This window comes from Streptoalloteichus hindustanus (assembly GCF_900129375.1).
Classification (GTDB): domain Bacteria; phylum Actinomycetota; class Actinomycetes; order Mycobacteriales; family Pseudonocardiaceae; genus Streptoalloteichus; species Streptoalloteichus hindustanus.
The window spans coordinates 122,617-149,459 of the sequence record NZ_FQVN01000011.1; the positions used below are offsets into that span (position 1 = coordinate 122,617).

General features: G+C 74.1%; 28 protein-coding genes and 1 rRNA gene. 5 read left to right on the top strand and 24 right to left on the bottom strand.

What is annotated here, in order from left to right; translation table 11 throughout:
* Positions 1–18 precede the first annotated feature (18 nt).
* The 5 genes from BUE43_RS34405 to BUE43_RS27205 all read right to left on the bottom strand — a co-directional run bounded on the left by BUE43_RS34405 (position 19) and on the right by BUE43_RS27205 (position 3,626).
* Complete coding sequence (locus BUE43_RS34405) at positions 19–171, bottom strand: hypothetical protein (RefSeq protein WP_159447794.1); 153 nt, start codon at positions 169–171, stop codon at positions 19–21.
* 209 nt (positions 172–380) lie between these two features.
* Positions 381–695 carry a hypothetical protein gene (locus BUE43_RS33005; RefSeq protein ID WP_143174414.1) on the bottom strand — a complete coding sequence of 105 codons (315 nt, stop codon included), beginning with the start codon at positions 693–695 and terminating at the stop codon, positions 381–383.
* Complete coding sequence (locus BUE43_RS33770) at positions 619–1,197, bottom strand: hypothetical protein (protein ID WP_143174415.1); 579 nt, start codon at positions 1,195–1,197, stop codon at positions 619–621. Before BUE43_RS33770 ends, BUE43_RS33005 begins: the two co-directional genes overlap by 77 nt.
* 606 nt (positions 1,198–1,803) lie before the next feature.
* Positions 1,804–2,085 (bottom strand): hypothetical protein, encoded by a 282-nt coding sequence (locus BUE43_RS27200; RefSeq protein ID WP_083960211.1) that lies wholly within the window; start codon positions 2,083–2,085, stop codon positions 1,804–1,806.
* Between the two features lie 350 nt (positions 2,086–2,435).
* A complete protein-coding gene (locus BUE43_RS27205; RefSeq protein ID WP_073488689.1) occupies positions 2,436–3,626 on the bottom strand; it encodes a DUF1015 family protein in 1,191 nt (396 codons plus the stop codon).
* 296 nt (positions 3,627–3,922) lie between these two features.
* Between BUE43_RS27205 and BUE43_RS27210 the strand changes: the two genes are divergently transcribed.
* Positions 3,923–4,405, top strand: coding sequence for a cation:proton antiporter regulatory subunit (locus BUE43_RS27210; protein WP_073488691.1), 483 nt, complete (start codon positions 3,923–3,925; stop codon positions 4,403–4,405).
* A 17-nt stretch (positions 4,406–4,422) separates the two neighbouring features.
* Positions 4,423–5,598, top strand: a complete 1,176-nt coding sequence (locus BUE43_RS27215; RefSeq protein ID WP_073488693.1) for a cation:proton antiporter — start codon at positions 4,423–4,425, stop codon at positions 5,596–5,598.
* Between the two features lie 323 nt (positions 5,599–5,921).
* Here BUE43_RS27215 and BUE43_RS27220 read toward each other — a convergent pair whose 3' ends face one another.
* The 6 genes from BUE43_RS27220 to BUE43_RS27245 form a co-directional block, all read right to left on the bottom strand.
* Positions 5,922–6,698 (bottom strand): pseudouridine synthase, encoded by a 777-nt coding sequence (locus tag BUE43_RS27220; protein WP_073488695.1) that lies wholly within the window; start codon positions 6,696–6,698, stop codon positions 5,922–5,924.
* Complete coding sequence (gene scpB, locus BUE43_RS27225) at positions 6,691–7,500, bottom strand: SMC-Scp complex subunit ScpB (protein WP_234995956.1); 810 nt, start codon at positions 7,498–7,500, stop codon at positions 6,691–6,693. Before scpB ends, BUE43_RS27220 begins: the two co-directional genes overlap by 8 nt.
* On the bottom strand, positions 7,497–8,396 hold the full coding sequence (locus tag BUE43_RS27230) for a segregation and condensation protein A (protein WP_083960213.1): 900 nt from the start codon (positions 8,394–8,396) through the stop codon (positions 7,497–7,499). Before BUE43_RS27230 ends, scpB begins: the two co-directional genes overlap by 4 nt.
* Positions 8,393–8,764, bottom strand: a complete 372-nt coding sequence (locus tag BUE43_RS27235) for a hypothetical protein (protein ID WP_073488697.1) — start codon at positions 8,762–8,764, stop codon at positions 8,393–8,395. Before BUE43_RS27235 ends, BUE43_RS27230 begins: the two co-directional genes overlap by 4 nt.
* Entirely contained in the window at positions 8,761–9,654 is an 894-nt protein-coding gene (locus tag BUE43_RS27240; RefSeq protein ID WP_073488781.1) for a ParA family protein, read from the bottom strand. Before BUE43_RS27240 ends, BUE43_RS27235 begins: the two co-directional genes overlap by 4 nt.
* Positions 9,655–9,941: 287 nt before the next feature.
* Entirely contained in the window at positions 9,942–10,262 is a 321-nt protein-coding gene (locus BUE43_RS27245; RefSeq protein ID WP_073488699.1) for an ArsR/SmtB family transcription factor, read from the bottom strand.
* A gap of 130 nt (positions 10,263–10,392) precedes the next feature.
* On the opposite strand from BUE43_RS27245, the gene BUE43_RS27250 reads away from it, so the two are divergent.
* Positions 10,393–11,394, top strand: coding sequence for a DMT family transporter (locus BUE43_RS27250; protein WP_159447795.1), 1,002 nt, complete (start codon positions 10,393–10,395; stop codon positions 11,392–11,394).
* Positions 11,395–11,401: 7 nt separating this feature from the next.
* On the opposite strand, the gene xerD is transcribed toward BUE43_RS27250, so the two are convergent.
* Both xerD and ald read right to left on the bottom strand, forming a co-directional pair.
* Positions 11,402–12,328 carry a site-specific tyrosine recombinase XerD gene (gene xerD, locus BUE43_RS27255; RefSeq protein WP_234995957.1) on the bottom strand — a complete coding sequence of 309 codons (927 nt, stop codon included), beginning with the start codon at positions 12,326–12,328 and terminating at the stop codon, positions 11,402–11,404.
* A 2-nt stretch (positions 12,329–12,330) separates the two neighbouring features.
* Positions 12,331–13,446: an alanine dehydrogenase gene (ald, locus tag BUE43_RS27260; protein WP_073488703.1), complete on the bottom strand. Its 1,116-nt coding sequence runs from the start codon at positions 13,444–13,446 to the stop codon at positions 12,331–12,333.
* Between the two features lie 170 nt (positions 13,447–13,616).
* On the opposite strand from ald, the gene BUE43_RS27265 reads away from it, so the two are divergent.
* Entirely contained in the window at positions 13,617–14,117 is a 501-nt protein-coding gene (locus BUE43_RS27265) for a DUF1707 domain-containing protein (protein WP_073488705.1), read from the top strand.
* Between the two features lie 63 nt (positions 14,118–14,180).
* Here the strand turns inward: BUE43_RS27265 and BUE43_RS27270 are convergent, their stop codons facing one another.
* The 10 genes from BUE43_RS27270 to BUE43_RS34815 form a co-directional block, all read right to left on the bottom strand.
* The gene (locus tag BUE43_RS27270) at positions 14,181–14,822 is read right to left on the bottom strand and encodes an NUDIX domain-containing protein (RefSeq protein ID WP_073488707.1); all 642 of its coding nucleotides are present in this window, start codon (positions 14,820–14,822) and stop codon (positions 14,181–14,183) included.
* Positions 14,823–14,826: 4 nt separating this feature from the next.
* Complete coding sequence (locus BUE43_RS27275; protein WP_083960216.1) at positions 14,827–16,629, bottom strand: CTP synthase; 1,803 nt, start codon at positions 16,627–16,629, stop codon at positions 14,827–14,829.
* A gap of 280 nt (positions 16,630–16,909) precedes the next feature.
* Positions 16,910–17,848 carry a copper transporter gene (locus BUE43_RS27280; RefSeq protein ID WP_073488709.1) on the bottom strand — a complete coding sequence of 313 codons (939 nt, stop codon included), beginning with the start codon at positions 17,846–17,848 and terminating at the stop codon, positions 16,910–16,912.
* Positions 17,845–19,032, bottom strand: a complete 1,188-nt coding sequence (steA, locus tag BUE43_RS27285; protein WP_073488712.1) for a putative cytokinetic ring protein SteA — start codon at positions 19,030–19,032, stop codon at positions 17,845–17,847. The genes BUE43_RS27280 and steA overlap by 4 nt, the downstream gene beginning before the upstream one ends.
* Positions 19,033–19,112: 80 nt before the next feature.
* Entirely contained in the window at positions 19,113–20,942 is a 1,830-nt protein-coding gene (gene recN / locus BUE43_RS27290; protein ID WP_083960217.1) for a DNA repair protein RecN, read from the bottom strand.
* A 197-nt stretch (positions 20,943–21,139) separates the two neighbouring features.
* Positions 21,140–22,036 carry an NAD kinase gene (locus BUE43_RS27295; protein ID WP_073488716.1) on the bottom strand — a complete coding sequence of 299 codons (897 nt, stop codon included), beginning with the start codon at positions 22,034–22,036 and terminating at the stop codon, positions 21,140–21,142.
* Positions 22,036–22,854 (bottom strand): TlyA family RNA methyltransferase, encoded by an 819-nt coding sequence (locus BUE43_RS27300; protein ID WP_073488718.1) that lies wholly within the window; start codon positions 22,852–22,854, stop codon positions 22,036–22,038. Before BUE43_RS27300 ends, BUE43_RS27295 begins: the two co-directional genes overlap by 1 nt.
* Before the next feature lie 2 nt (positions 22,855–22,856).
* Entirely contained in the window at positions 22,857–23,048 is a 192-nt protein-coding gene (locus BUE43_RS27305) for a hypothetical protein (RefSeq protein WP_073488720.1), read from the bottom strand.
* 152 nt (positions 23,049–23,200) lie between these two features.
* Complete coding sequence (locus tag BUE43_RS27310; protein ID WP_073488722.1) at positions 23,201–24,217, bottom strand: HAD-IIA family hydrolase; 1,017 nt, start codon at positions 24,215–24,217, stop codon at positions 23,201–23,203.
* Complete coding sequence (locus BUE43_RS34815; RefSeq protein WP_200797678.1) at positions 24,214–25,176, bottom strand: tetratricopeptide repeat protein; 963 nt, start codon at positions 25,174–25,176, stop codon at positions 24,214–24,216. Before BUE43_RS34815 ends, BUE43_RS27310 begins: the two co-directional genes overlap by 4 nt.
* On the opposite strand from BUE43_RS34815, the gene BUE43_RS34820 reads away from it, so the two are divergent.
* Entirely contained in the window at positions 25,141–26,685 is a 1,545-nt protein-coding gene (locus BUE43_RS34820; RefSeq protein WP_073488726.1) for a hypothetical protein, read from the top strand. The two genes, BUE43_RS34815 and BUE43_RS34820, sit on opposite strands and share 36 nt — an antisense overlap.
* A gap of 63 nt (positions 26,686–26,748) precedes the next feature.
* On the opposite strand, the gene rrf is transcribed toward BUE43_RS34820, so the two are convergent.
* Positions 26,749–26,843 (bottom strand): 5S ribosomal RNA (gene rrf, locus BUE43_RS27325); the annotation flags it as partial.

Genomic DNA, 26,843 nt, shown 5'->3' on the forward strand with positions numbered 1-26,843 from the left:
CCAGGAGTCCGCACCGGGTCAGGAGGTGGCGAAGAGGGCGACGACCCTGACGACGCACAGGGCGAGGAAGGCCACCGGAGCGGCGAGCCACCGAACGTCCATGCGGTGCAGGATCAACGGGATGGCCTGCACGAACAACACGAGGAGCGCCAGGAATCCCGCGGCCGTCACGAAGAGGAGACTGCCGGCGAACCTGTCGGAGGGTTTGGCGCCGGACGGGAAGAACGACCAGACAAGCGGCACCGCGGCGAGGGCGAGCAACAGACAACACAGGCCCTTCAGGACGATGAGGCCGGCGCCGCCGTCTCATGGCGGTGTCCGGTCTGTCCGCTCTCCCTGGCCCAGGGACACGATTCCTCCCGCTGTGGTGGCCGAACTCGTCATCGAAGCGCTTCCCGCGCCTGGGGTAATTCCCGTTGGAAGTTGTTCGCGTAGCCCTGGGCGTCCGGACCCCGCCAGTAGAGGCCGCCGTTGTAGCGCGCCGCCAACTCACGCCGTTGCTCTGGCGTCATCCCGTCCGGATCGGTGAGCGCGAAATCGCTGGACTGTTTCAGCTCCGCGAGGTGCTTGGCCGCGACGAAGACGCTCTCCTTGGGGTTGACCAGCGACGCGATGACCTCACCGCGCTGTTCCTCGGAGAGGTGGGCGGGGTCGTAGCCGAGAGTCTCCGCCGCCCGATGGACCTGGATGGCCATCGGGCCCATACGAGGTCTGGTCGGGTTCCCCCGCCAGCTTCCACGGTCGCATTCCACCCGGCAGGTTCTTCCGCGCCCAGTCGGTCGTGTCGTCCATCCACATGGGCTTGCCGCCCACCTCCTGGAAAGCGATTCCGGCGACGACATCGGCCGGTAAGCCGTACTTCGCGGCCGCGGCCTTGATGACCTCCCTGTTGTCCCTGATCCACCGCTGTCGGAACTGGTCCTCGGTCTCGCCGACGCCCACCTGCCAGCGGGCGAAGTCGGCCGTGCCCCAGGTGAGGTTGCCGCCGGGCAGCCGGGCCGCGTGGTCCCGCACCTCCCGGAGAGTCGTGGACACCAGGCCGGTGGCCGCCGGTCTGGTGGCCTCGGGAATCTCCCCCACGCCGGAGAGCCGGACGTTCGGGCCGTGCCGCGCCTCGGCCATCTCCTGCCGGATTCCCGGGGTTGAGCTGATGATCGACTCGGCCTTGGCGGAGTCCGCGCGGTAGTCCGGGAGCATGGCGTGGGCCTGCCCCGAGGACGGGGAGGCAGTGGTCGCGTGCGGCCAGCTCGATGCGCCGGGCCTCGTCGAAGGCGCTGCTGATCTCGGTCGACAGCCGGTCGCCCTCCGCCCGAACCGCGCTGTCGATCGTGAGCGGGTCGGACAGCGCGTCCCAGACGCCCGTGGTCCGCGTGATGTCCTCCCACTGGCGCAGTGGCTCGGCGTCGTCGAAGGCGGGCGTGTGGCCGGACTGGTAGCGCTTCAGGAGTTCCCTGAGGCGATCCTGCTTCCGCTCCCCCTCCTCGAGACGGTCCTTCGCGCGTTTCAGCTCCCGCCCGTACTCGTCGAGCGCATCTCCCGCCTTCCGGAAGGCGGTCGCCAGGTGCTGCAGAAGAGTGACGGACTCGTCAAGCTTCCGGTCGTAGATCTCGTGCCCCCGCCCCACCCATTCAGTTCCGCTCCGCACCTGCCCGAAGTCCGGGGGCGCCGACTGGATGGCCCGGTTCACCCGTCTGTATTCCTCGGCGTTGACGTCCACCATTCCTGGGTCCGCCTCGGCGAGGTACTTCACGTCGCCCCAGTACGCCATGCCCGCCCCCAAGAGGGACTGACGAAAAACACGTCTCAGCGCCGCTCGGGTGGAACAAGGGTTGTCTCCAGCAGGAAGCTGTCCATGTTCTGCTGGACCTTCTCGTCAACGACCGCGTGCTCCCGGCCTGTCTCGCGGAGCTTCGTCGCCAGCGCACCCAACAACACCACCGCGTCCTGGAACTGGTCGAACGCGAACGCGGTGAACCGCTCGGCCTGCCCACCGACGTCCAGCGGAGCCCGTGGCGCCCGTGCCCTGGTCGCCAACTCGACGTCAGGGCGAGCCGCCTCCAGATAGCCGGCGATTTTGACAAGCACATTCGCGTTATGGTTGATCGGCGCCGGTCTGCTCGTGAAGCCCTCCGTCACGGTCAACCCCCTCGACCACGACCCCGTCGGCGCGAGCGACGGTATCCCCGCGCAAGGGAATTCACCTTATCGGACGGGTCACAATAGCCTAACCCGCCCGGCGGGGACCCGACCGGCGCCTACCGGAGCCATCCTCTGGAGCAGCTCACCACGTCGACCAACCTTTTCGCAACCTGTTGCGGAGAGGGAAACGAACTCCGTCACGGCAATAAGCAACGCTCTCCCGCAGCAATTCTCTTTCCGCTCCGGAAATTCGGAGTCGAACTCGCGTTCTTGTCCAGGGTGGGGTTTCGTTCGGGTCACGGGGCGAGGTCGGCGAGGAGGAGGCCGCTGCGGGGTTTGGGGGTGAAGTAGGTGGCCTTGCGGGGCATCGTGCGGTGTTGGGCGTGGACCGCGAGGACGTCGGAGTAGGGGACGGGCGCGAGGAGCAGGAGCGCGTCGGCGTCGTCCGGGAGGCGGGCGGGGTCGGGCAACTGCGGGGCGGGCAGCGCTCGCACCTGGGGGCCGGCGGGGTCGACACCGAGGGCCTCGGCGAGGAGCAGGCGTTCGACGACGGAGTGGTCGATGCGCGGGCGGGGCTCGTGGGCGCCGGGCGGAGGGAGCTCGATCTCGACGGCGCCGGCGCGGGTCACGGCGACAACGCGTCCGGGCCGGTCAGGCACGCGGGGATGCGTCGGGTGGAGCGTGAGGCCGGCGGCGCGCCAGGAGTCGGCGACGGCCTCCGGCGTCAGGCCGGTGCCGCGCAGAACCCGGTGGATCGAGCCGATGCGCAGGTCCGGCCCGCCGGTCACGAGCGCCAGCATGCCGCCGAGCCCGGCGGCTGCCGCGGCGGCGACCCGGTGGTTGCCGTCGGCGACCAGGAGGGGGTGGGCGGCGGCCGCGGCGAGCACGGCGTCGCGGTCCGGTCCGGGACCGAGCAGCCACAGCCGGTGCTCACGGCCACCTGAGTCCACTGTGGACACGGTTGGGACGCAGACTTCCGCGGTGGCGCGGCGAACCGCGTCGGTCAGCTCGTCTCCACCGGCCATCGGCACGAGCAGGGCCGCGCTCGTGGCGCAGCCGAGTCCACTGAGGACGGACGCGCGCTCGGCGACCACGTCGGCGTAGACCTCCTCGGTGTGCCGGACACGGGCGAACCCGTCGGCGCCGACGGCGGCCGGGTCGACCAGGCACAGCACGCCGGACGCGGTGCCGTCCGGGCCGGTGACGGTGTAGGGCGCGACGACGTCGTCGAAGCGGCGGTAGTGCGTCGCGCGCAGTCGGGCGAGGGTGGTCCTGGCCGTCGGCAGCGCGGCGGCGAGGTCGAAGCCGCCGGAGAGGGCGAGCGGGGTGCGGTGGGGGTGCTGCACCGCCAGCAGCGTGTCCGGGCCGGCCTCGGCCAGGGCGGCGCTCACCTGCTCGGGGTTGGCGAACTCGTCCACGTCCGGCCCGGGCACCCCGTCCCGCACCACCCACGCCGTCCGCAGTGGACGAACCGATCCCCTCGTCATTCCCCGATCGTGCCCCCGGGGGTGGGGAGGACACAGCGATCTGACTCACATCTGTCGCGCGCGTCCCACCGCTGCTCAGGAGCACCGGCGCGGCGTGCGCACGGGGTCCGAAACGACACCGGAGGTCGCGGAATCGGCTGGGGGAGGCCGCAAATCCGTCCAAAACGGTGTTACGTGGGGGTCCCCCCAATTTCATGATCGCGCGGGTGGGGAGCGGCGGGCAAGCCGCCGGATCGGGTGGACGGCGGGCGGTCGGCGGGGCGGTCATGGCGCGGATTGGTGGTTACCCTCGGGGTGTGAACGTCGAGGTGACCCCCCTGCCCGGTATCGGCACCCGCCAGGACTTCATGACCCGTTCCGGCCGACGCGTGGGCGTCGTGACCTACCGGGACGGCCGGTTCGACCTCATCATCTCCCAACGCGACGACCCCGACGCGTGCTCGGCGTCGATACCGCTCACCCCCGAGGAGTCGGCCACGCTGGCCAACCTCCTGGGCGCCCCGCAGCTGGTGGCCCAGCTCCGGGACGAGCAGCGGGACGTCGTCGGCATCGCCACCAAGCAGCTCCCGATCGTCCACGGCTCGCCCTTCGACGGGCGCACCCTCGGCGACACCGCGCTGCGCTCGCGCACCGGCGCGTCGGTGGTGGCCGTGGTCCGCGCCGGCGACGTGCACCCCTCGCCGCGCCCGGACTTCGTGTTCACCGGGGGCGACCTGCTCGTCGTGGTCGGCACGTCCGACGGCCTGAAGGCCGCGGCCGACCTGCTCGCGCACGGATAAGCGGCGGGGAACGACTGGTGCACTCGACCGCGGTTTCCCTGATCGAGCTCGGCGCGGTCTGCTTCGGGCTGGGCGTCCTCGGCCGGCTCGCGTGGCGGATCGGCATCTCCCCCATTCCGCTCTACCTGGTCGGCGGCCTCGCCTTCGGCCACGGCGGCCTGGTGCCCCTGGGCGGCATCCAGGAGTTCACCGACATCGCCGGCGAGATCGGCGTCATCCTGCTGCTGTTGCTGCTCGGCCTGGAGTACTCGGCCGCCGAACTGGTCACCGGGCTGCGCCGGTCCTGGATGGCGGGCGTGGTCGACCTGGTGCTCAACGCCGCGCCGGGCGCGGTCGCGGCCCTGCTGCTGGGCTGGGGGCCGGTGGGCGCGCTGGTGATGGCCGGCGTCACCTACATCTCCTCGTCCGGCATCGTGGCCAAGGTGCTCAGCGACCTGGGCCGGCTGGGCAACCGGGAGACCCCGGTGGTGCTGTCGGTCCTGGTCTTCGAGGACCTCGCGATGGCGCTCTACCTGCCGATCCTCACCGCGCTGCTCGCGGGCGTGACCTTCTGGGGCGGGCTGACCACCGTGGGCATCGCGCTGGTCACGATCACCGTCGTGCTGGTCGTGGCGCTGCGCTTCGGCCGGTACGTGTCGGCCGTGGTGGACAGCCCCGACCCCGAGGTCTTCCTGCTGCGCGTGCTCGGCGCGGCGCTGCTCGTGGCGGGCATCGCCTCCCAGCTCCAGGTGTCGGCCGCCGTCGGCGCGTTCCTGCTCGGCATCGCCATCTCCGGGTCCACGGCCGAGAACGCGACCCGGATGCTGGAGCCGCTGCGCGACCTGTTCGCCGCGTTGTTCTTCGTCGTCTTCGGCCTCAACACCGACCCGAGGCAGATCCCGCCGGTGCTGGGCACGGCGGTCGCGCTCGCCGTGGTGACCACGGTGACCAAGCTGGCCACGGGCTGGTGGGCGGCGAGCCGGCAGGGCGTGCGCCGGCTCGGCCGGCTGCGGGCCGGCGCCGCGCTGGTGGCGCGGGGCGAGTTCTCCATCGTCATCGCCGGTCTGGCGGTGGCCTCCGGGGCGGTCGACCCCGACCTGGCGCCCCTGGCCACGGCCTACGTGCTGCTGATGGCCGTCATGGGCCCGGTGGCCGCCAGGGTGGTGGAGCCGCTGGCCCAGCGGGCGCTCACCCTGATGCCGCAGCGGACCTAGCGCCGGCCCGCTCCACCACCAACCCCGACCCCGAGGTCGTGGTGACGACGCACGCCGTCGTCACCACGACCTCGCTCGGTCTCACGGCGCACCGGCCGGTCTGCCCCGCGGCTGTCCACTCCGTCCACTGTGGTCGTCTTCGACGTGGTCGGCCGACCACAGTGGACGATCTTGTTCTCCGCGCGTCGACGAAGAAGTCGCCGCCACAGCCGCTCCCTCCGATCAGGACAGTGATCGGAAGCGGACCGGAGGAGAACGGCGACCAACCGCGACAGCCCCGCGTCCAGTCGTCCGGACGCGGGGCCGCGGGTGGCCAGTGCCGGTCAGAGACCGACGGCCGCGTAGAGCGAGCCGATCTCGGCGCGGTTGAGCGGGCGGAGCCGGCCCGGCTTGTGGTTGCCCAGCCGCACCTCGCCGATCGCGGTCCGCACCAGGCTGTCCACCGGGTGGCCGACCTCCTCCAACAGGCGGCGCACGATGTGCTTGCGGCCCTCGTGCAACACGACCTCGACCAGGGCGCGGTCGCGGAAGTGGTCGACCACGCGGAAGGAGTGGACCTTCACCGGCCCGTCCTCCAGCTCCACTCCGGCCCGCAGGCGCTTGCCCAGGTCGCGCGGGATCGGGGCGGGCACCTCCGCCACGTAGGTCTTGAGCACCTCGTAGGACGGGTGCATGAGCCGGTGGGCCAGCTCGCCGTCGTTGGTGAGCAGCAGCAGCCCCTCGGTGTCGGCGTCCAGCCGACCAACGTGGAACAGCCGGTCCTCACGACCGAAGAGGTAGTCCCCGACGCAGGGACGGCCCCGGTCGTCGGACATCGTGCTCTGCACGCCCTTGGGCTTGTTGAGCGCGAGGTACACCCGGTCGTCCCGGACGATGACGCGCACGCCGTCGACGTGGATCACCGCCGTCTCCGGGTCGACCCGACGGCCCTGCTCCCGCACCACCTTGCCGTCCACGCTCACCCGGCCCTCGGCGATCAGCTCCTCCGCCGCGCGCCGGGAGGCCACGCCGGCCTTGGCCAGCACCTTCTGTAGCCGCACGCCCTCGGGGTGGTCAGGCCCGGGGTCGCCGGGCAGGTTCCGCACAGACAGGTCAGACATCGTCGATTGCATCCACTTCGGGCAGCAGCGGGGCCAGTGGAGGCAGGTCCTCCAACGACGACAGCCCCAACCGCTCCAGGAAGAGCTCGGTGGTCCGGTACAGGATGCCCTGTGTGTCGGGGTCCTGACCGGCCTCCTCCACCAGACCCCGGGCCAGCAGGGTCCGGATCACTCCGTCCACGTTCACGCCACGCACCGCGGCGACCCTGGCCCTGGTCACCGGTTGTCGGTACGCGATCACGGCGAGCGTCTCCAACGCCGCCCTGGTCAGCTTGGCGCGCTGGCCGTCGAGCAACATCCGCTCGACGTACGGCGCGTACCGGTCGCGGGTGTGGAACCGCCAGCCCTCGCCGACCCGGCGCAGGTCGATGCCGCGGTCCCCTTCAGCGTAGCCGGCCGCGAGCCGGCGGAGCGCGCCGCGCACCCTGGACACCGGCTGGCCCAACGCCGAGGCGAGCAGGTCCTCCCCCGCCGGCGAGTCCACGACCAGCAACAACGCCTCCAACGCCGCGTCAAGGGCGGTGTCGTCGGCCAGATCGGGCAGGTCGGACTCGTTGGGGCGGGCGTCGGTCACGTCGGAGGAGTCGGCTCCCTCGCCGTCCGCCGGCCGCGGCTCGGGCCCGTCGACGTCGTCAGAGCTCGCCGTGCTGGCGCCGTCGTCGGCACCAGCGGCCACGCCGGCCACAACGTCCGCAGTGCCCACAACGTCCGCGGCGCCCGTGTCGGACGTCGTCCCGCGGCTCTCGGCGCGTCCGTCGACGGACACGGCCGGCTCCCGCACCCCACGAGGCGCCTCGCTCACCCGTACTCCTCCTCGTCCGTGCTGGCCAGGATCGCCTCGGCCGCCGCCCTGGCCTCCTCGACGCCGCCGCCGACCCATCGCACCCGCAGCTCGCCCAGCGGGTCCTCCTGGTCGAACAGCACGACGGTCTCGCGGTACAGCTCCAGCAGGGCCAGGAACCGGGCGACCACCTCGACGGTGTGCTCGCAGTCCGCGACGAGCTCACCGAAGGTGGCTGCCCCGACCTCGGCCAGCCGGACCCGCAGCAGGGCGACGTGCTCGCGCACGGACACCTGGTGCTGGTGGACGTGGTCCAGCGACACGCTGGGCGGCGGCTTCGGCCGGAACACCGCGGCGGCGATCTCCGCGAACCGCGCCGGGTCCACGCCGAGCAGGACCTCGGGCAGCAGGTCGGCGTACCGGTCCTCCAGCGCCACCGACCTCGGGTACCGGCGCAGCGCGGTCGCCTCCAGCTCGCCGAACAACGCCGCGACCTGCTTGAACGCCCGGTACTGCAGCAGCCGGGCGAACAGCAGGTCCCTGGCCTCCAGCAGCGCCAGGTCGGCCTCGTCCTCCACGTCCGCCGCCGGCAGCAGCCGGGCCGCCTTGAGGTCGAGCAGGGTCGCCGCGACCACCAGGAACTCGGTGGTCTCGTCCAGGTCCCACTCGTCGCCCATCGAGCGGATGTGCGCGATGAAGTCGTCGGTCACCCGGTGCAGGGCCACCTCGGTGACGTCCATCTGGTGCTGCGCGATCAGTTGCAGCAGCAGGTCGAACGGGCCCTCGAAGTTCGCCAGCCGGACGGTGAACCGGCCGGTGGTCGGGGCGGCGACGTCCGCCGCGCCGCCCTCCGGAGCGCGCGCGGCAGCGGACGGTCCGGGGTCGCCCGAGCGACCCCCGTCATCGGCTGGGGTCACGCGTTCGACTCCGGGCGCAGCCGCCGCACGAGAACCGAGTCCGCGCCGTGCTGGTCGAGGTCGGCGAGCAGCACGGCCACCGCCTCGCGCACGATCCGCCCGCGGTCGACGGCCAGCCCGTGCTCCGCGCGCAGGAGCAGCCGCGCCTGCTCCAGCGCGACCAGCTCGTCGTCGGAGACGTAGACCGTGATCTTGGCGTCGTGCTTCTGCCGGCCGCTGCCGCGGCGGGCGGGCTCCGGCAGCGGCGTGGCCTGGTCGGCCGTCGCGCCGTCCCCGCCGGCGGCCGGCGCCGCGGCCGCGCGCTGGGGCACGGCGCTGGTGGGCCGGAACAGCTCGGCCGCTCCGGGCAGCGACGCGCGCCGGGTCACCGGGAGATCACCTCCCTGGCGAGCTGCCGGTACGCCTCGGCGCCCGCCGACCGCGGCGCCCAGCGGGTGATCGGCTCGCCGGCCACGGTGGTCTCCGGGAACCGCACCGTCCGGTTGATCACCGTGTCGAACACCACGTCGCCGAACGCCTCGACCACCCTGGCCATGACCTCCCGCGAGTGCAGCGTGCGCGGGTCGTACATGGTGGCCAGGATGCCGGTGATCTCCAGCTTGGGGTTGAGCCGCTCGCGGACCTTCTCGATGGTGTCGATCAGCAGCGCCACCCCGCGCAGGCTGAAGAACTCGCACTCCAGCGGGATGAGCACGCCGTCGGCGGCGGCCAGCGCGTTCACCGTGAGCAGGCCCAGCGAGGGCTGGCAGTCGACGAGCACGTAGTCGTACTGGCCGATCACCGAGCGGAGCACGCGGCTGAGCGTCTGCTCCCTGCCCACCTCGGCGACGAGCTGCACCTCGGCGGCGGACAGGTCGATGTTGCTGGGCAGCAGGTCCATGTGGTCGACGCCGGTGCGCAGCACGACGTCCTCCACGGCGGTGCCGCGCTCCATCAGGACGTTGTAGATCGTCCGGTCAAGCTGGTGCGGCTGGATGCCCAGGCCCACCGAGAGCGCGCCCTGCGGGTCGAAGTCCACGAGCAGGACGCGGCGCCCGTACTCGGCGAGGGCGGCGCCGAGGTTGATGGTCGAGGTGGTCTTGCCGACCCCGCCCTTCTGGTTGCACATCGCGAGCACGCGGGCCGGGCCGTGCGCGAGCAGCGTCGGCGGCTCCGGGATGTGCCGGCCGGGCCGGCCGGTGGGGCCGAGCTCGCCGTCGGGCACGAGGTCGTCCTCGACGACCTCACGCGACCCGAGGGCCGAGGTGGGGGCGACCATCCCGCCGAGGACGGCCGGGGCGGACGACGCCGCGCCCGGGGCCAGCCCGGCCGTCGGGTCCAGGTCCACGCCGTCACCACGGGACCGCCCCAGGGACGGCTGCGGTGTCGACATGACTCCTGACTCCTTCGGCCGACGGGGATCAACAGGTGCTCTCGGCCGCAGCCTAGGCCGGCTCCGTCACCGCCGGCAACGCGGCGCGCCGGAGGCATCGCGGCTGGTCAGCAAGGCTCGCCCTGTCGAGGAGCGCGCCGCCTCCCGCCGGGCGCCCGCCCGGTCCGAGCAGGTCAGCGGGGCGCCACCACGTGGGCGGGCGCGTTGAGCACGACGTCGAGCAGGCCGGGGAACAGCTCGTCGAGGACGTCCCGCCGCAGGGTGACGAACCGCTGGGTGCCCTGGCAGCGGGTGCGCGTCACCCCGGCCTCCCGCAGGACGCGGAAGTGCTGGGACAGCGTGGACTTCGCCACACCGACCTCGAAGGTGCCGCACTGCCGCTCGCCCTCGGCCGCGATCTGGCGGACGACCGCGAGGCGGGTCGGGTCGCTGAGCGCGTGCAACACGCCGGTGAGCGTGATCTGGTCATGTCTGGGGTGCTCCGGCTCGCGCACGCCTCACCTCCGCCGTCCCGCGGGCGGGTTCCCGCCTCGTCGGTTCCATCCTTCCAACGCCCGACACGTCCGAGTTGACCCGGACCGGGCTCCCGGTGCGAGACTAGCCACCATGTTCGATGTTCGACGAATGACGAAGGGTCGCCCGGCTGGCGTCGTGCTCGCGGCGACCACGGCGATGACCTGGGGCGGGCTGTTCGTGGTCAGCGCCGGGGTGCTCCCCGAGCTGGACGTCGTGCACATGACCCTCGTCCGGTACCTGTTCTCGGCCCTGCTCACCGCCGCGCTGCTGCTCGCGGTCGAGGGCCGGCGGGCCTTCCGGACCGACGGCCGCGGCCTGCTGCTGTTCGTCCTCGGCTCGATCGGCTACGCCGGGTACAACGTCGCCGCGTTGTCCATGATCGGCCCGCTGCCCGCGCAGAGCGTGTCGGTGCTCGTCGCGACGATGCCGCTGGTCGCCACCGCCGTGAGCTGGGCGGCCGGCGGCGGCCGCCCCCGCCCGGTGCTCGGAGCGGCGGCGCTGCTGGCCCTGCTCGGCGTGGCCACGGTGCTCGGCAGGGGCGCGCCCCTGGCCGTGCTGGACGGCGCGGTGGGTCTGCCCGCCGTCGTGGTGCTGTTCGGCGTCCTGAGCTGGGTGGTGTTCACCAGGGGCGCCAACCGCTTCCCCGACTGGAGCCCGCTGCGCTACACCGCGCTGACCCAGTTCGGCGGGGTCGTCACGCTGATGCTCGTCACCGTGGTGGCCGAGGCCGCCGGCTGGGTGGAGACCCCGCGGCTGTCGACCTACCTCCACCACTGGCCGGCGCTGCTCTACATGACGGTGCCCGCGTCGGTGTACGCCGTCCTGGCCTGGAACTCCGCCACCCGCCGGCTCGGCCCGCCCACCACCAGCCTGTTCATCACCCTGGTCCCGGTGACCGCGCTGACCGTGACGGCGCTGGGCGGCGTGCCGGTCACCGCCGGGCAGCTCGTCGGGGTGGCGCTCGTGCTGGCAGCGCTGGTGGCCGGGGTCCTCGGTGGCACGCGGCGGCCCGCCACGACGCCGAGCGCCCCGGCGCCGCGCCCGGAGGAGGTCCCGAAGAAGAAGGTCCCGGAGGAGGTCCCGGCCACCGCCTCGGGCGGCGTCGGCTGAGGAGCGGTCAGCCGCGGGCGCGGGGGTGGGAGGTCGCGTACACCTCGCGCAGCATGGTCACCGTGACCAGCGTGTAGATCTGCGTGGTGGTCACCGAGGCGTGCCCGAGCAGCTCCTGGACGACCCGCACGTCCGCGCCGCCCTCCATCAGGTGGGTGGCGAAGGAGTGCCGGAGCGTGTGCGGCGAGACCTCCGCGCCGATCCCCGCGCGCTCAGCCGCGGCCTGCACCACCAGCCACGCGCCCTGCCGCGACAACCGCCCGCCGCGCGCGTTGAGGAACACCGCCGGCGTCCCCCGGCCCTTCGCCGCCAACGCCGGCCGGGCCCGCACCAGGTAGGCGTCGAGCGCGGCGAGCGCGGGACGCCCGACCGGGACCAGGCGTTGCTTGCCGCCCTTGCCGTCCAGCACCACCGTCCGCTCGCCGGCGTCCACGTCGTCGAGGTCCAGCCCCACGGCCTCGGAGATCCGCGCCCCCGTCGAGTAGAGCACCTCCAGCAGCGCGCGGTCGCGCAGGCCGCGCGGGTCGTCCTCACTACCCGTGTTCTCCAGCAGGCGCACCACGTCGTCCACGGGCAGCGCCTTGGGCAGCCTGCGCGGCGGCGTCGGCGGCCTGACCTCCCGGGAGACGTCCTCCGGAACCTGGCCCTCCTGGTGGGCGAAGCGGTGCAGCCCGCGCACCGCGACCAGGGTCCGCGCGGCCGACGACGCGGCCAGGGCGGGCCGGTCGGGGCCGCCCTCCCGGAGCTCGCCGAGGAAGCGGGCCAGGTGGTCGGGCGTCACCGCCGCGAGGTCGGCGATCCCTTCCCCCGCCAGGAACTCGGCATAACGGCGCAGGTCACGGCGGTAGGAGTCGAGCGTGTTGCGGGCCGTGCCCCGCTCCACCGCCAGGTGGTCCAGGTAGGCGGCGATGGTGTCGGCGACGACAGCGGCCACGGTCAGGACAACGCCTCGAACAGGCCGACGTGCGGCAGCGCGTGCGCCTCGGCGACCTCGGCGTGCACGACCTCGCCTCGGACCACGTTCACCCCTCTCGCCAGCGCCGGGTCGTCGGTCACCGCCTGGCGCAGACCCTTGTCGGCCAACGCGACCGCGTAGGGCAGGGTCACGTTGGCCAGCGCCCACGTCGAGGTGTGCGGCACCGCCCCCGGCATGTTCGCCACGCAGTAGAACACGGACCGGTGGACGGTGAAGGTCGGCTCGTCGTGCGTGGTCGGCCGCGAGTCCTCGAAGCACCCGCCCTGGTCGACGGCGATGTCCACCAGCACCGAGCCGGACCGCATCCGGGACACCAGCTCGTTGCTCACCAGCCGGGGCGCCCTGGCCCCCGGCACGAGCACCGCCCCGACCACCAGGTCCGCCCACAGGCAGGCCCGCTCCACCTCGTAGGAGTTGCTGGTGACCGTCTGGAGGTGCCCCCGGTACACCAGGTCGAGCTGCCGCAGCCGGTGGACGTTGGTGTCCAGCACGACCACCTCGGCCTGCATCCCCAGCGCGATCACGGCCGCGTTCATCCCGGCCACCCCGGCGCCGATCACCGCCACCCGCCCCGCAGCCACCCCGGACACACCGCCGAGCAGCACTCCCCGCCCACCCTGCGCCCGCTCCAGGCAGTGCGCCCCGACCTGCGGCGCCATCCGCCCCGCGACCTCGCTCATCGGCGCCAGCAGCGGCAGCGACCCGTCGGGCAGCTGGACCGTCTCGTAGGCCACCGCCGTGACCCCCGCGTCGAGCAACGCGCGCGTGCACTCCCGGCTGGCCGCCAGGTGCAGGTAGGTGAACACCACCTGCCCGGGCCGCATCCGGTGGTACTCCGCCGGCTCGGGCTCCTTGACCTTGAGCACCAGCTCGGCCTCGCCCCAGACGTCGTCCGCGGTGGGCGCGATCCGCGCGCCGGCCGCCAGGTAGTCCTCGTCGGGCAACGCCGAGCCGACCCCGGCGTCCCGCTCGACCAGCACCCGGTGGCCGCGCCGGACGAGCTCCACCACGCCGGCCGGGGTGATCGCCACCCGGTACTCGCGGACCTTCAGCTCCCGAGGGACTCCGACCAGCACGCCGCCTCCCCGACCACGCTGTCTCCCCGACCACGCCGACCGCGACCACGCGACCCCGCGCGACGGACGCCGCCCGGCCCGACACCGGGCCGTTCCCGCAGCGTATTCCCGGGTCACCGGCACCACCCGGACGAGCAACCGCCGATCACCGTTTCGGATACTGTGCCCGCGTGACACCAGAATCGGCTGGATCGGGCGAAGTCCGGATCGGGACCCAGGAACGCGAGCAGGCCATCAACGTCCTGGGCGAACACCTCGCCGCCGGTCGGTTGGAGATCCACGAGTACGAGGAGCGGGTCGGCAGGGCCACCACCGCCCGCACCCCGTCCGAGCTCCGACTGTTGTTCGGCGACCTCCCCGCGCCCCACCCGCCCGCGTTGTTCCCGCATCCGGTGGTGCAACCACCTCCGCCGATGGCGGTGCCCCCGGCCGGGGCGCCGATGGCGGCGTACGGGACCTCGGAGAAGTCGAAGCTGATCGCGGGCCTGCTGCAGATCCTGCTGCCCTTCGGCGTCGGCCGCTTCTACACCGGGCACACCGGCATGGCGGTCGCCCAGCTCGTGGTCACCTTCGTGACCTTCGGCTTCGGCGCGCTGTGGCCGTTCATCGACGGCATCCTGCTGCTCGTCAACGGCGGCACCGACTCCCACGGCCGGCGCCTGCGCGACTGACCGGGAGACACCACGGGCGCGGCGCCCCACCTCGTGGGTGGGGCGCCGCGCCCGTCCGGTCGCTCAGCCTCGCTGGCGGTCCGCCCAGCGGTGCGGCCGGTCCCGCCACGGGGCGTCCTCCGGCCGCGCCGGCGCGGCCCCGCCCCGCACGGCCCGCGCGGCGAGCAGCCCGGCCACCGCCGTGGCGTTGACGATCTCCCCGGCCAGGGCCCTGCGCACCGCGTCGTCCAGCGGCACCCAGTCCAGCACCAGGTCGGCCTCCTCGCTGCCGTGGTGCACCTCGCGGTCCACCTCCGACAGCCCGGTGGCCAGGAAGACCCGCACGCACTCGTCGCTGAAGCCCGGCGAGGACGCCACGTCGACCAGCACCGACCACGACGACGCGGCCAGGCCGGTCTCCTCGGCCAGTTCCCGGCGCGCCGCGCCCACCGGGTCCTCGCCCGGCACGTCGAGCAGCCCGGCCGGCAGCTCCCACAGCCGCCGCCCGACCGGGTGCCGGTACTGGTGGATCAACGCCACCCGCTGCTCGGGGTCCAGCGCCACCACCGCCACCGCGCCGGGGTGCTCCACGACCTCCCGGGTGCCGGTCCGGCCACCCGGCATGACCACCTCGTCCACCCGCAGCGCCAGCACCCGGCCCGAGTAGGCGTCCCTGCTGGCGGCGGTGCGGAACTCGTGCCGCCCTGCCTCGTCGACGTCGCTCACCGGGTCACGCCCCCGCCCCGGCGGAGGCCTTCTCCGCGTTGCGCTGCCGACCCCTGCCCTTGTCCGCCGCGCCCTTGTCCGCGGCCTTGTCGGCCTTGGCGTTGCCGCCCGAGGGCCCCTCCGGGAGCTCCACCGGCAGCCGGTCGGCGGCCCGGTAGTCCAACGCGGCCTTGGCGAACGCGGCGAACAGCGGGTGCGGCCGGGTCGGGCGGCTCTTCAGCTCCGGGTGCGCCTGCGTCCCGACGTAGAACGGGTGGACGTCCCTGGACAGCTCGACGAACTCCACCAGGTGGCCGTCCGGGGAGGTGCCGGAGAACACCACACCGGCCTTGCCCAGCCCCTCGCGGTAGGCGTTGTTGACCTCGTACCGGTGCCGGTGCCGCTCCGAGACCTCCGTGGTCCCGTACGCCTCGGCGACCAGCGAGCCCGGCAGCAGCTTCGCGGGGTAGGCGCCCAGCCGCATGGTGCCGCCCATGTCGCGCTCACCGGCGACCACGTCGGCCTGGTCGGCCATCGTGCTGATCACCGGGTGCTCCGTGCGGGTGTCGCCCTCGTCGAACTCCGCCGAGTTGGCCCCGTCCAGGCCGGCCAGGTTGCGCGCGGCCTCGATCACCATGCACTGCAGGCCCAGGCACAGGCCCAGCGCGGGGATGCCCCTGGTCCTGGCGTGGGTCAGCGCGCCGATCTTGCCCTCGATGCCGCGCACACCGAACCCGCCCGGCACGAGCACGCCGTCGACGTCGGCCAGGGCGTGCGCGGCGGCGGCCGGCGTGGAGCACTCGTCGGAGGGCACCCAGCGGATCTCCACCTTCGCGCGGTGCGCGAAGCCGCCAGCCCGCAGCGCCTCGCTGACCGACAGGTACGCGTCCGGCAGGTCGACGTACTTGCCGACCATCGCGATCCGGACCGTCTCCGACGGGTTGTGCACCCGGTCCAACAGGTCGCCCCACACGGCCCAGTCCACGTCCCGGAACGGCAGGCCCAGGCGGCGCACCACGTAGGCGTCCAGGCCCTCGGAGTGCAGCACGCGGGGGATGTCGTAGATGGACGGCGCGTCCGGCGCGGCCACGACGCCGTCGATGTCCACGTCGCACATCAGCGCGATCTTGCGCTTGAGGCCCTCCGGGATGTCCCGGTCGGAGCGGCAGACGATCGCGTCGGGCTGGATGCCGATGTTGCGCAGCGCGGCGACCGAGTGCTGGGTCGGCTTGGTCTTCAGCTCGCCGGAGGGCGCCAGGTACGGCACCAGCGAGACGTGCAGGAAGAAGCAGTTGTCCCGGCCGACGTCGTGCCGCACCTGGCGCGCGGCCTCCAGGAACGGGAGTGACTCGATGTCGCCGACGGTGCCGCCGACCTCGGTGATGACCACGTCCGGCGCGCGGCCGTCCTCGCCGGGCTCGCCCATCGCCGTGATCCGGGACTTGATCTCGTCGGTGATGTGCGGGATGACCTGCACGGTGTCGCCCAGGTACTCGCCCCGGCGCTCCTTGGCGATGACCGCGGAGTAGATCTGGCCGGTGGTGACGTTGGCGTTGCCGCCCAGGTCGCGGTCGAGGAACCGCTCGTAGTGGCCGATGTCGAGGTCGGTCTCGGCGCCGTCCTCGGTGACGAACACCTCGCCGTGCTGGAACGGGTTCATCGTGCCCGGGTCCACGTTGAGGTACGGGTCGAGCTTCTGCATGGTGACCCGCAGCCCCCGGGAGGTGAGCAGCTCACCCAGGCTGGAGGCGGTGAGCCCCTTGCCGAGCGAGGAGGCGACGCCTCCGGTGACGAACACGTGCTTGGTCGTACGCGACTGCAGCGCCAAGGAGGGGCTCCCGTGGTTCAACGTGCGTGGTTCAACGCGATTGCTGGCTGCCCGGTGCCTGGGGTCTGACGACCTGGCGGAACTCGGGGTCTCTCGGAGGCACCACTCCACTGGCGGTACCCACCGATCCACGGGACTTCACCGTATCACCCCCCGCGGGGTCCGCAGCACCCCTCGCCGGCGAAGTCGCCGTGTCGGGGCACGTCGGCGGCCTGCCCGGCCCGCCGGGGCCACCGGCGCGAGGCCCCCTGTGGGCGGCCCCGATCGGCTCGCGGCGGGCTCAGCCCGCCGGCTCGGGAGCGGGCCCCTGGGCGTTGCCCGCCGTGCCGTAACGGCCGGAACGGCCCTCCAGCTCCTGACGCAGGGCGAGGACCGCCACGACCCGCCCCGCGGCGGTGTCGACGTTGTCGACACTCGACAACACCGAGGACGCCGCCGTGTCCGCCCGGACCACCCCCACCGGGCCCACGCCGTCCGCCGAGCCCGACCGGCCGGCCAGCACCGCCCCCGCCCCGGAGCGGTCGAGCTGGGTGGCGAACCTGGCCACCGTCGCCGCCCGGTCGCCGGCCGCGTCCCCGCTGGTCCGGCCCCCGGTGAGCACCACGGCGAGCTGGGCGGGCCGCAGGTCGCCGGCGATCTTGGCGAACCCGCCGTCGGCCAACGCGCGCAGGGCGGCCGCCGCCTCCTCCGGCTTGGCCTGCGGCTGGTTGTTGTCCTTGTTGAGCAGCACCAACGGGCCGACCAGCCCGCCGGCCAGCGTGCCGGGATCGGACGCGGTGGGCAGCCGCGCCCCGGCGGGCAGCAACCGGGTGACGAGCTGGCGGAGCTGGTCGGCCTTGTCCGGGTCGGTGAAGGTGTCGGTGAGCTGCAGCTCCCCCGTCACCGTCGCGCCCGCGGTCCGCACGAGACCGACCAGCGCGTCCCGGTCGGAGGGACTCGCGTCGACCGTGCTGACCAGCACCACCGTCCGCTTGTCGAGCAGACCCCGCACGGCGGCCGGGCCGACGGCCGTGCCGAACCGGTCGGCGGCGTCGAGCTGGGCGTTGAGCGCGTTGCGTTCCGCCTCCAGGTCGGCGACCTGCCGGCCGAGCGCGTCCCGGTCGCCGGCGAGCCCGGACAGCAGCCGGCCGCCGACCGCCGACGAGCCGAGCACGACCCCCAGCGCGAGCGCCAGGAACACCGAGGCGATCGAGACGACGTGGTACCGCAACGTGATCACGGGAGCAGCCCCCCGACCCAGTCGGCGATGTCGTTCCAGGTCCCGGAGACGTGGTCGACGTAGACCCCGCCGACCCCGGAGACGAGCAGCGCCACCGCCACCACGGCCACCGCGGCCAGCACCAGCAGCACGACGGCCGGCGTCGGCACCCGCACCCGGTGGAGCGTGGCCACCGCCCGGCCGTCGACGAGCTTGGCGCCCAGCCGCAACCGGGTCAGGAACGCGCAGGGGTTGCCCCCGGAACGGCCGTGGTCCAGGAACTCCGGCAGCGACGCCGGGAACCCCACGGCGACCACCAGCGACGCGCCGTGCTCGTCGGCCAGGAGCAGGGCCAGGTCCTCGGGATCGCCCGACGCCGGGAACGTCACCGCCCCGATGCCCAGGTCCTGGATGCGCTCCAGCCCCGGCGCGTGCCCGTCGAGCTGCGCGGGCAGCACGACGTCGGCCCCACAGCGCAACGTGTCGTCGCTGACCAGCGTCGGGTCGCCGACCACCACGTCCGGGGTGTGCCCGGCGGCCCGCAGCGCCTCCGCGCCCGCCTCCACCCCGATCAGCACCGGCCGGTTCTCCCGCAGGTAGGTCCGCAGCCGCGCCAGGTCCTCCCGGTGGCCGCGGCCCGGGGCGACGACGAGGACCTCCCGGTCGCGCATCGGCACGTACAGCTCCGGGATGCCCACCCCCTCCAACACCAGCGACCGCTCCCGGCGCAGGAACTCGATGGTGTTGGCGGAGAACGCCTCCAGCTGGGCCCACAGGCCGGCCTTCGCGTCGGCCATCAGGTCGGTCACGCTCTCCCTGGTCTGCCACGTCCCCCTGGCCAGCTCCCGGTCGCCGTCGTAGACCACGCCCTCGTGCACGCGCACCCTCGTGCCGTCCTTCAGCGTGCGCAGCAGCTCCCCGCCGACCTCGTCGACCAGCGGCACCCCGGCGGCGAGCAGGGCCTCGGGGCCGAGGTTGGGGAACCGGCCGGAGATCGACGGCGCCGCGTTGACCACGGCGACCACCCCGGCCTCCACCAACGCGTCGGCCGTGCGCCGGTCCAGGTCGACCTGGTCCATCACGGCCACGTCCCCGGGCCCCACGCGCCGCAGCAGGCGGTCGACGCGACGGTCGACCCGCGCGGGACCGGACACTCCAGGCAGTGATCGCTTGCTACTACGGGTGAGAATTCCCGTGAGCTTCATGTGACCGATGGTGACAAAGGGTCCATGCCGGAACCGGATGCCACGCCGACCACGAACCGGCGGTCAAGCCGCCGTTCGGCTCAACCGACGCGCCCGTTCCGCCCACGGCCGCCGGCCTTCCCGTCCGCGCCGCGCCCACCGGCGCCGGCGCCCACCGGCTCCCCAGCCCGTTCCCTGGCGGCCGTGGCCAACAGCTCCTCGGCGTGCGCCCGGCCGGTCTCGGTCGAGTCCAACCCGGCCAGCATCCTCGCCAGCTCGATCACCCGTTGCCCGTCGTCCAGCACCCGGACCCCGCTGCGGGTGACACCCGCCCCGCCGACCATCTTGTCCACCACCAGGTGCCGGTCGGCGTACGCGGCGACCTGCGGCAGGTGCGTCACCACGACGACCTGGTGCGTGCGGGCCAACCGGGCCAGCCGCCGACCCACCTCCACCGCGGCCCGACCGCCGACCCCCGCGTCGACCTCGTCGAACACCAGCGTCGGCACCGGGTCGGAGTCGGCGAGCACGACCTCCAACGCGAGCATCACCCGCGACAGCTCACCCCCCGACGCGCCCTTGTGCACCGGCAACGCGGGCGCGCCCGGGTGCGGCACCAACCGCAGCTCGACCTCGTCGACGCCGTCCGCCCCGGCATGCGCCCACAGCTCGCCCACCCGGACGGCGCCCGGCTCCTCCGGCCGGGCCTCGTGCGGCCGCACCACGACCTCGATCCTGGCGTGCGGCATCGCCAACCCCGCCAACTCGGCGGTCACGGCCGCGGCCAGCTCCCCCGCCGCCGCCGTCCGCGCCGCGGTCACCTTCTCGGCGATCCCCGCCAGCTCCCCGGCCAGCTCGTCGCGCCGGGCGGCCAACGCGGCCAGCGCCTCCTCCGAGGTGTCCAGCCCGGCCAGCCGCTCCTCCGCCCGCGCCGCCCACGCCAGGACCCCGTCGACGTCCGCGGCGTACTTGCGGATGAGCTGCTTGAGCTGCACCTGCCGGGCCAGCACCTGCTCCAGCCGCGCCGGGTCGGCCTCCAACCGGTCCAGGTAGCCGCCCAGGTCCGCGCCGACGTCGGACAGCAACGTCGCCGCCTCGGCCAACCGCGGCTCCAGCTCCCGCAACGCCGGGTCCTCGGCGGAGCCGAGCAGCCTGCGGGCCGCGGCCACCATGCCCAACGCGCCCGGCGCGTCCGGGTCGCCGTCCGCGGCGCCGGAGACCGCGACCTGCGCGCCGCTGGCCAGCTCGCGCAACTGGTCGGCGTCGGCCAGCCGGCGGGCCTCGGCGACCAGCTCCGCGTCCTCCCCCGGCCGGGGGTCCACCGCGGCGATCTCGTCGAGCCCGTGCCGCAGCAGGTCGGCCTCCCTGGCCAACTCCCGGGACCGCTCGGCGCGTTCGGTCAGCTCGGCCACCACCGCCAGCCACTCCGCCCGCACCCGCCGGTACTCGGTCAACGGCGTCGCCACCGGCTCACCGGCGAACCGGTCCAGCACGGCGCGCTGCTCGGCCGGCCGCAACAGGCGGAGCTGGTCGTTCTGGCCGTGCACGGCGAGCAACGCCTCGGCCAGCTCGCTCAGCACGCCCACCGGCACCGCCCGGCCGCCCAGGTGGGCGCGGGAGCGTCCGTCCGCCCCGACCGAGCGCACGGCGATCAGACTGCCGTCCTCGTCGAGCTCGGCGCCCGCGTCCTCGGCCAACCGCAGCGCGGCGCCACCCCTGGCCGGCCGGAACCGCCCCTCCACCACGGCGCGGCGCGCGCCGGTCCTGATCCGGGACGCCTCGGCGCGACCGCCGCCCAGCAGGTGCAGCCCGGTGACCACCATCGTCTTGCCGGCTCCGGTCTCACCGGTCACCACGGTCAGGCCAGGGTGGAGGTGCAGCGTGGCCTCGTCGATGACGCCGAGGCCCTTGATGCGCATCTCGGCAAGCACGTGTCAGCACCCTAGTTGGTCGTGAGGGACAGTGGGGCCCGACCTGCTCACTCCGCGACACCCGGTCGGCACCCACGCGACGAAGGGGAAGTATCGCCCACCGGCGTCGTTCCACGCCGTGAGCCGGAGCACAGGACCGGAGCGCAGGCGGGGGCACAGACCCCGCCCGGCCGCACCCGGCGACCGCCCGCCGGGCGTCAGTGGTGGTTCGGCGGACCGCGCCACCCCTGCACCGGCAGCGCGAACTTCTGCACCAGGCGGTCGGCGAACGGGGCGTCCTGGAGCCGGACGAGCTTCAGCGGCTTCTCCCCGCCGACGATCTCCACCCGGCTGCCCGGCGGCAGCTCGACCGTGCGGCGGCTGTCGCAGGCCAACACCGCCGGGTGGCCGTGCTGGTCGACCTCCAACGCCACCACCGAGTCGGGCGCCACCACCAACGGCCGCGCGAACAACGCGTGCGCGTTGCTCGGAACCACCAACAACGCCTGCACCAACGGCCAGATCACCGGCCCACCGGCCGAGAACGCGTACGCGGTGGAACCGGTCGGCGTGGCCACGAGCACGCCGTCGCAGCCGAAGGCTGACACCGGGCGCCCGTCGATCTCCAGCACGACGTCGAGGATGCGCTCCCGACTGCTGCGCTCCACGCTCGCCTCGTTGAGCGCCCACGTGCTGGCGACCACCGTGCCGTCCAGCATCGCGGTGACGTCGATCGTCATCCGCTCCTCGACGTGGTACGCGCACCCGGCCACGATGGCCACGGCCTCGTCCAACGCCTCCGGGTCCGCCTCGGCCAGGAAGCCGATCCGACCCAGGTTCACGCCCAGCACCGGCACCCCGGCCGGCCGCGCCAGCTCGGCGGCGCGCAGCAGCGTGCCGTCACCGCCCAGCGCCAGCACCAGCTCGGCGTGCTCGGCCGCCCGGTCGTCGTGCGCGACCACCCTGCCGTAACAGGACGGGTCCAGGTCCGGCGCCTCCTCGGCCAACACCCGCAGCGCGATACCGGCCCTGGTGAGCCGACGCGCCACCTGCTCGGCGGTGCGGAGGTTGTCCGCCCGACCGGTGTGCACGACGAGCAACGCTTCTCGCGTCATTACTGCGGCCCCTCCCGCACCGCGGCCCTGACCAGCTCCTCCGGATCGGTCGCGGGCTCGCCCTGGGCCGCCCTGCGCAGCCACAGGAAGTACTCGACGTTGCCGGACGGGCCGGGCAACGGGCTCGCGGTCACGCCCCGCAGGGCCAACCCCAGCTCGGCCGCGGCGGCCACCACCCCGAGGACGGCGTCCACCCGCAGCTCGGGGTCCCGGACCACGCCACCCGCGGGGAGCCGCTCCTTGCCGACCTCGAACTGCGGCTTGACCATCGGCGCCAGGTCGACGTCCTCGGCGGAGCAGGCCAGCAGCGCGGGCAGCACCAGCCGCAGCGGGATGAACGACAGGTCCGCGACCACGACCTGCACCGGCCCGCCGATCGCGTCCGGGGTCAGGGTGCGCACGTTGGTGCGGTCCACCACGCGCACCCGCTCGTCGGTCCGCAGCTTCCAGGCGAGCTGCCCGTAGCCGACGTCGACCGCCACGACCTCGCGCGCGCCCCTGCGCAACAACACGTCGGTGAAACCACCGGTCGACGCCCCCGCGTCGAGGCACCGCCGACCGGCCACGTTCAGCCCCTGCGGCTCGAACGCCGCCAGCGCGCCCAGCAGCTTGTGCGCGCCCCGGGACGCCCAGTTCGGGTCCTCCTCGGCAGCCAGCACCACCACGGCGGTGTCCGCCTCGACGGCAGTCGCGGGCTTGCGGGCCACGGTGCCGCGCACGGTCACCCGGCCGTCGTTGATGAGCTGGACCGCCTGCTCCCGGGACCTCGCCAGCCCCCGACGCACCAGTTCGGCGTCCAGTCGCGCTCGTCGTGCCACGGTCAGATCCTGTCGATGGCCGACAACGCGTCGGTGAGCGCGGCGTGCACGGCGTCGAACCGGGCGACGTGCTCGGCGACGGGAAGGGCGTCCAGCGCGTCGAGCCCGGCCAGGGCCTCCTCGATCGCCGCGCGCTGCTCGGCGCCGGGCGGCGCGCCCAACGCGGCGGGCGTCGGCGTCGGCTCAGACGTCATGCGACCGCTCCCCTGTTCCGGCTGACTTCCTGCGGGACATCCGCGCGTTCGTCGGCGCGGGACGCCCGCGCCGGGTGGCCCGCCCCGAGCGGGCGTCGAAAGCGCGCGCCGGAGCCACCACCTGTCGGATCGTCGCCTTCCACGCTAGCCGATCAGGCGGACGGAAGGTCGAGATCGGCCAGCGCCGCGTGGGCCGCGTCGCTCTCCGCGGCGACGGCCACCGGACCGCTCCCGACGGCCCACCACGCCGCGCACAACGAGCGCAGGGCGGCGAGCGGGTCCCCGGCGCCGGCCAGGCGCAGCACGCCGTCGCGGGCCGTGACGTCCCAGCCCCCGCCCGCGACGACCCGCAGCTCCTCCTCCGGGCGGAGCAGGGCGCTCAGGTCGGCGGCCAGGTACCCGAAGCGCTGGCCCTCGGGCGCGGCGAGGGCGTCCGCGGCGGTGGTCACGCCGCTCAGCACGAGCAGCGAGTCCATCCCGGCGTTCGCGGCGCCGGCGATGTCGGTGTCCAGCCGGTCGCCGACGACCAACGGCCGGGTGGCGCCCGTGGACCGGGCCGCCTGGTCGAGCAGGTGGCGTGCGGGCTTGCCCGCGACGACCGGCTCCAGGCCGGTCGCGGCGCGCAGCGCCGCCACCATCGAGCCGTTGCCCGGCAGCTGCCCCCGCTCCGTGGGCAGGGTCGGGTCGGCGTTGCAGGCCACCCACAACGCCCCGGACCGCAGTGCCAGACACGCCTCGGCGAGGTCCCGCCACCCGGTGTCGGGCGAGTGCCCCTGCACCACCGCGACCGGCTTCGCGTCCGCCGGCTGGTCGTCCCACCGCCGCACGGGCCGCAGACCCACGGCGACCACCTCGTCCGCCAGCGCGTCGGTGCCCACGAGGAGCACCGACGCGCCGGAGGGCAGACGGTCGGCCAGCACCGCGGCGCCGGCCTGAGCGCTGGTCCGCACCTCGTCAGCCTGGGCCGTCAGGCCCAGGCTGACGAGGTGGTCGGCCACCTGCCGCTGCGACCGGGACGCGTTGTTCGTGGTGTAGCGGACGGCGACGCCGGCCGCGTGGGCCGCGTCCACCGTCCCGTCCGCGCCGGGCACCAGCTCCCCACCGCGGAACACCGTGCCGTCCAGGTCGAGCAGCAGGACGTCGTAGCCGTCGAGCAACCGGTCGGTCACCGCTGGCCGGACTCCTCGTCCCGCCGCTGCTCCCCGGCGGAGGCCGACGGCGCGGCGGGCGCGCTCGGCGAAGCCGGCTCACCCTCGACCGACGCCTCGGCCGCCTTCGGCTCGGCGACGGCCTTCTCCGGCTGCTCCGCCTTCTCGACGGGCTCCGCCGCCTCGGCCTCGGCCGCGTCGGCAGCGCTCTCCTCGACCGAGCTGTCCGCCACCGACTCGGCCACCGACTGGGCGTCGGCCGGGGCCGCGCTGTCCGCGGGAACCTCGGTCCGGTCGGCGTCGACCGCGCCGTCCTCGGCACCGGCGGCGGCGTCGTTCTCGGCGGCCTCCTCCTCGGCAGCCAGCTCCGCGAGGGCCCGCGCCCGCTCCGGGTCGCTGAGCTCGTGCGCCCGCTCCGCCGCGTCGGTCTCCTCGTCCTGGTCGGCCTCGGCGGCGTGCAGGAACCAGCGGATCGCCTCGTCGGTGCGGCCGACCGCGGCCAGGTTGTCCGCGTAGGCGTAGAACAGCCGGGCGCTCCACGGGGCCGGCTTCGCCGGGTCGAGGTCCGGGCCCTGCAACGCCACGACAGCGGCGTCGAGCTGACCCATGTCCCGACGGGCGCCGGCGGCCACGATGCGGAGCTCGACCAGCTCCGCGTGCGGCAGCTCCGCGGCCTCCGGGCCGCGCAGCAGCTCCAGGGCCCGCTCCGGCCGGCCGAGGGCGCGCTCGCAGTCGGCCATGACCGCGACGTGGCCGGGGCCACCGGTCATCCGCCGGGCGGCCCGCAGCTCGGACAGCGCCTCCGCCCACTCACCGGCGTGGTACGCGGCGAGGCCGGCGGCCTCCCGCACCGCGCCGACGCGGGCGGCCCTGGTCCTGGCGTACCGGGCATGCGCCAGCGCCTGCTCCGGGTCGGTGTCCACGAGCTGGCCCGCGGCCACCAGGTGCTTGGCCACGACCTCGGCCAGCACGCGCGGCATGCCCGTCAGGTCGCGACGCACCTCGGCGTCGAGCAGGCCCGGGTCGATGTCCTCAGGCAGCTCGGGCGCGGGGACCTTCGCGACGGTCGACTCGGTCGACTCGGCGGAGTCCTCCGACGAGCGCTGCGGACGCTCGCGGTCCCCGCGGAAGTCGCCCCGGTCCCGACGCGGCCGGTCGCCGAACTCGCGACGCTCACCGCGCTCCGGACGGTCGCCGCCGAAGTCCCGGCGGGGCCGGTCCCCGTAGTCGCGACGGGGGCGGTCACCGAAGTCACGACGCTCGCGGCGCTCACCGCCGAACTCTCGACGCTCCGGACGGTCCCCGGAGTCCCGACGCTCACCGCGGTCGCTGAAGTCGCGACGGGGCCGGTCGCCGAAGTCACGACGCGGACGATCGCCGCGGTCAGCGCCGAAATCGCGACGCGGGCGGTCGCCGAAGTCGCGACGCGGGCGGTCGCCGCGGTCAGCGCCGAAGGTCCGGCGCTCGCCACGCTCACCACCGAAATCACGACGCGGACGGTCACCGAAGTCCCGGCGCTCGCCACGCTCACCACCAAAGTCCCGACGGGGCCGGTCGCCGAAGTCACGACGCTCGCCACGCTCCGGGCGGTCCCCGTAGTCCCGACGCGGACGGTCCTCGCGGAAGCCGCCCCGGGGCCGGTCACCACGGTCGAAGCTCTTCCGCTCACCGAAGTCGCGCTGGGGCCGGTCACCGTGGTCACGGCGCGGCCGGTCGCCGAAGTCCCGGCGCTCGCCACGCTCACCACCGAAGTCACGACGCGGGCGGTCACCGAAGTCACGACGGGGGCGGTCACCGAAGTCACGACGACCCCCACGGTCGGAACGGTCGCCGCCGAAGTCCCGGCGAGGCCGGTCACCGAAGTCACGACGCGGACGGTCACCACCGAAGTCACGACGCTCGCCACGCTCCGGGCGGTCCCCGAAGTCGCGGCGGGGCCGATCGCCGTAATCCCTGCGGGGTCGGTCGCCGAAGTCGCGACGCGGGCGGTCGCCGCGGTCAGCGCCGAAGGTCCGGCGCTCGCCACGCTCACCACCGAAATCACGACGCGGACGGTCACCGAAGTCCCGGCGCTCACCGCGATCCCCACCGAAGTCACGACGGGGCCGGTCACCGTAATCCCTGCGGGGACGGTCACCGAACTCGCGGCGCTCACCACCCCGGCCTTCACGCCGGTCGCCGCCGCGGCCAAAACCGCGGCGGTCGTCGCCGGACCGCTCACGGTCCTGGCGGAAGCCGCCCCGGCCACCGCCGGACCTGTCGTTGTCCTCACGCCAGCGGCCACCGTTGTCGCCCCGGCCCTCGCCGGCCCGACGGCCCCCGCGGTCCCGGTCGAAGCCGCGGTCGCGGCCACCGGCCGAGCGTCCGTACGACCCACCGCGTCCCGCGGCGCCACCACGCCGGTCGTCGCCCTTGCCGAAACCAGTGCCGCGCCCCTGGGGGGGCTCAGCCGAACTCGTCACGAAGAAACCTTCCTCACACGCACGTAGGGGCCTGCACCTGAGAGCACTCAAAGAGTACCCCCAAGGCACAGGCCCCTACCGGGAAAAATTGTTCGGCGGCGTCCTACTCTCCCACACCCCCACGAGTGCAGTACCATCGGCGCTGGAGGACTTAGCTTCCGGGTTCGGAATGGGACCGGGCGTGA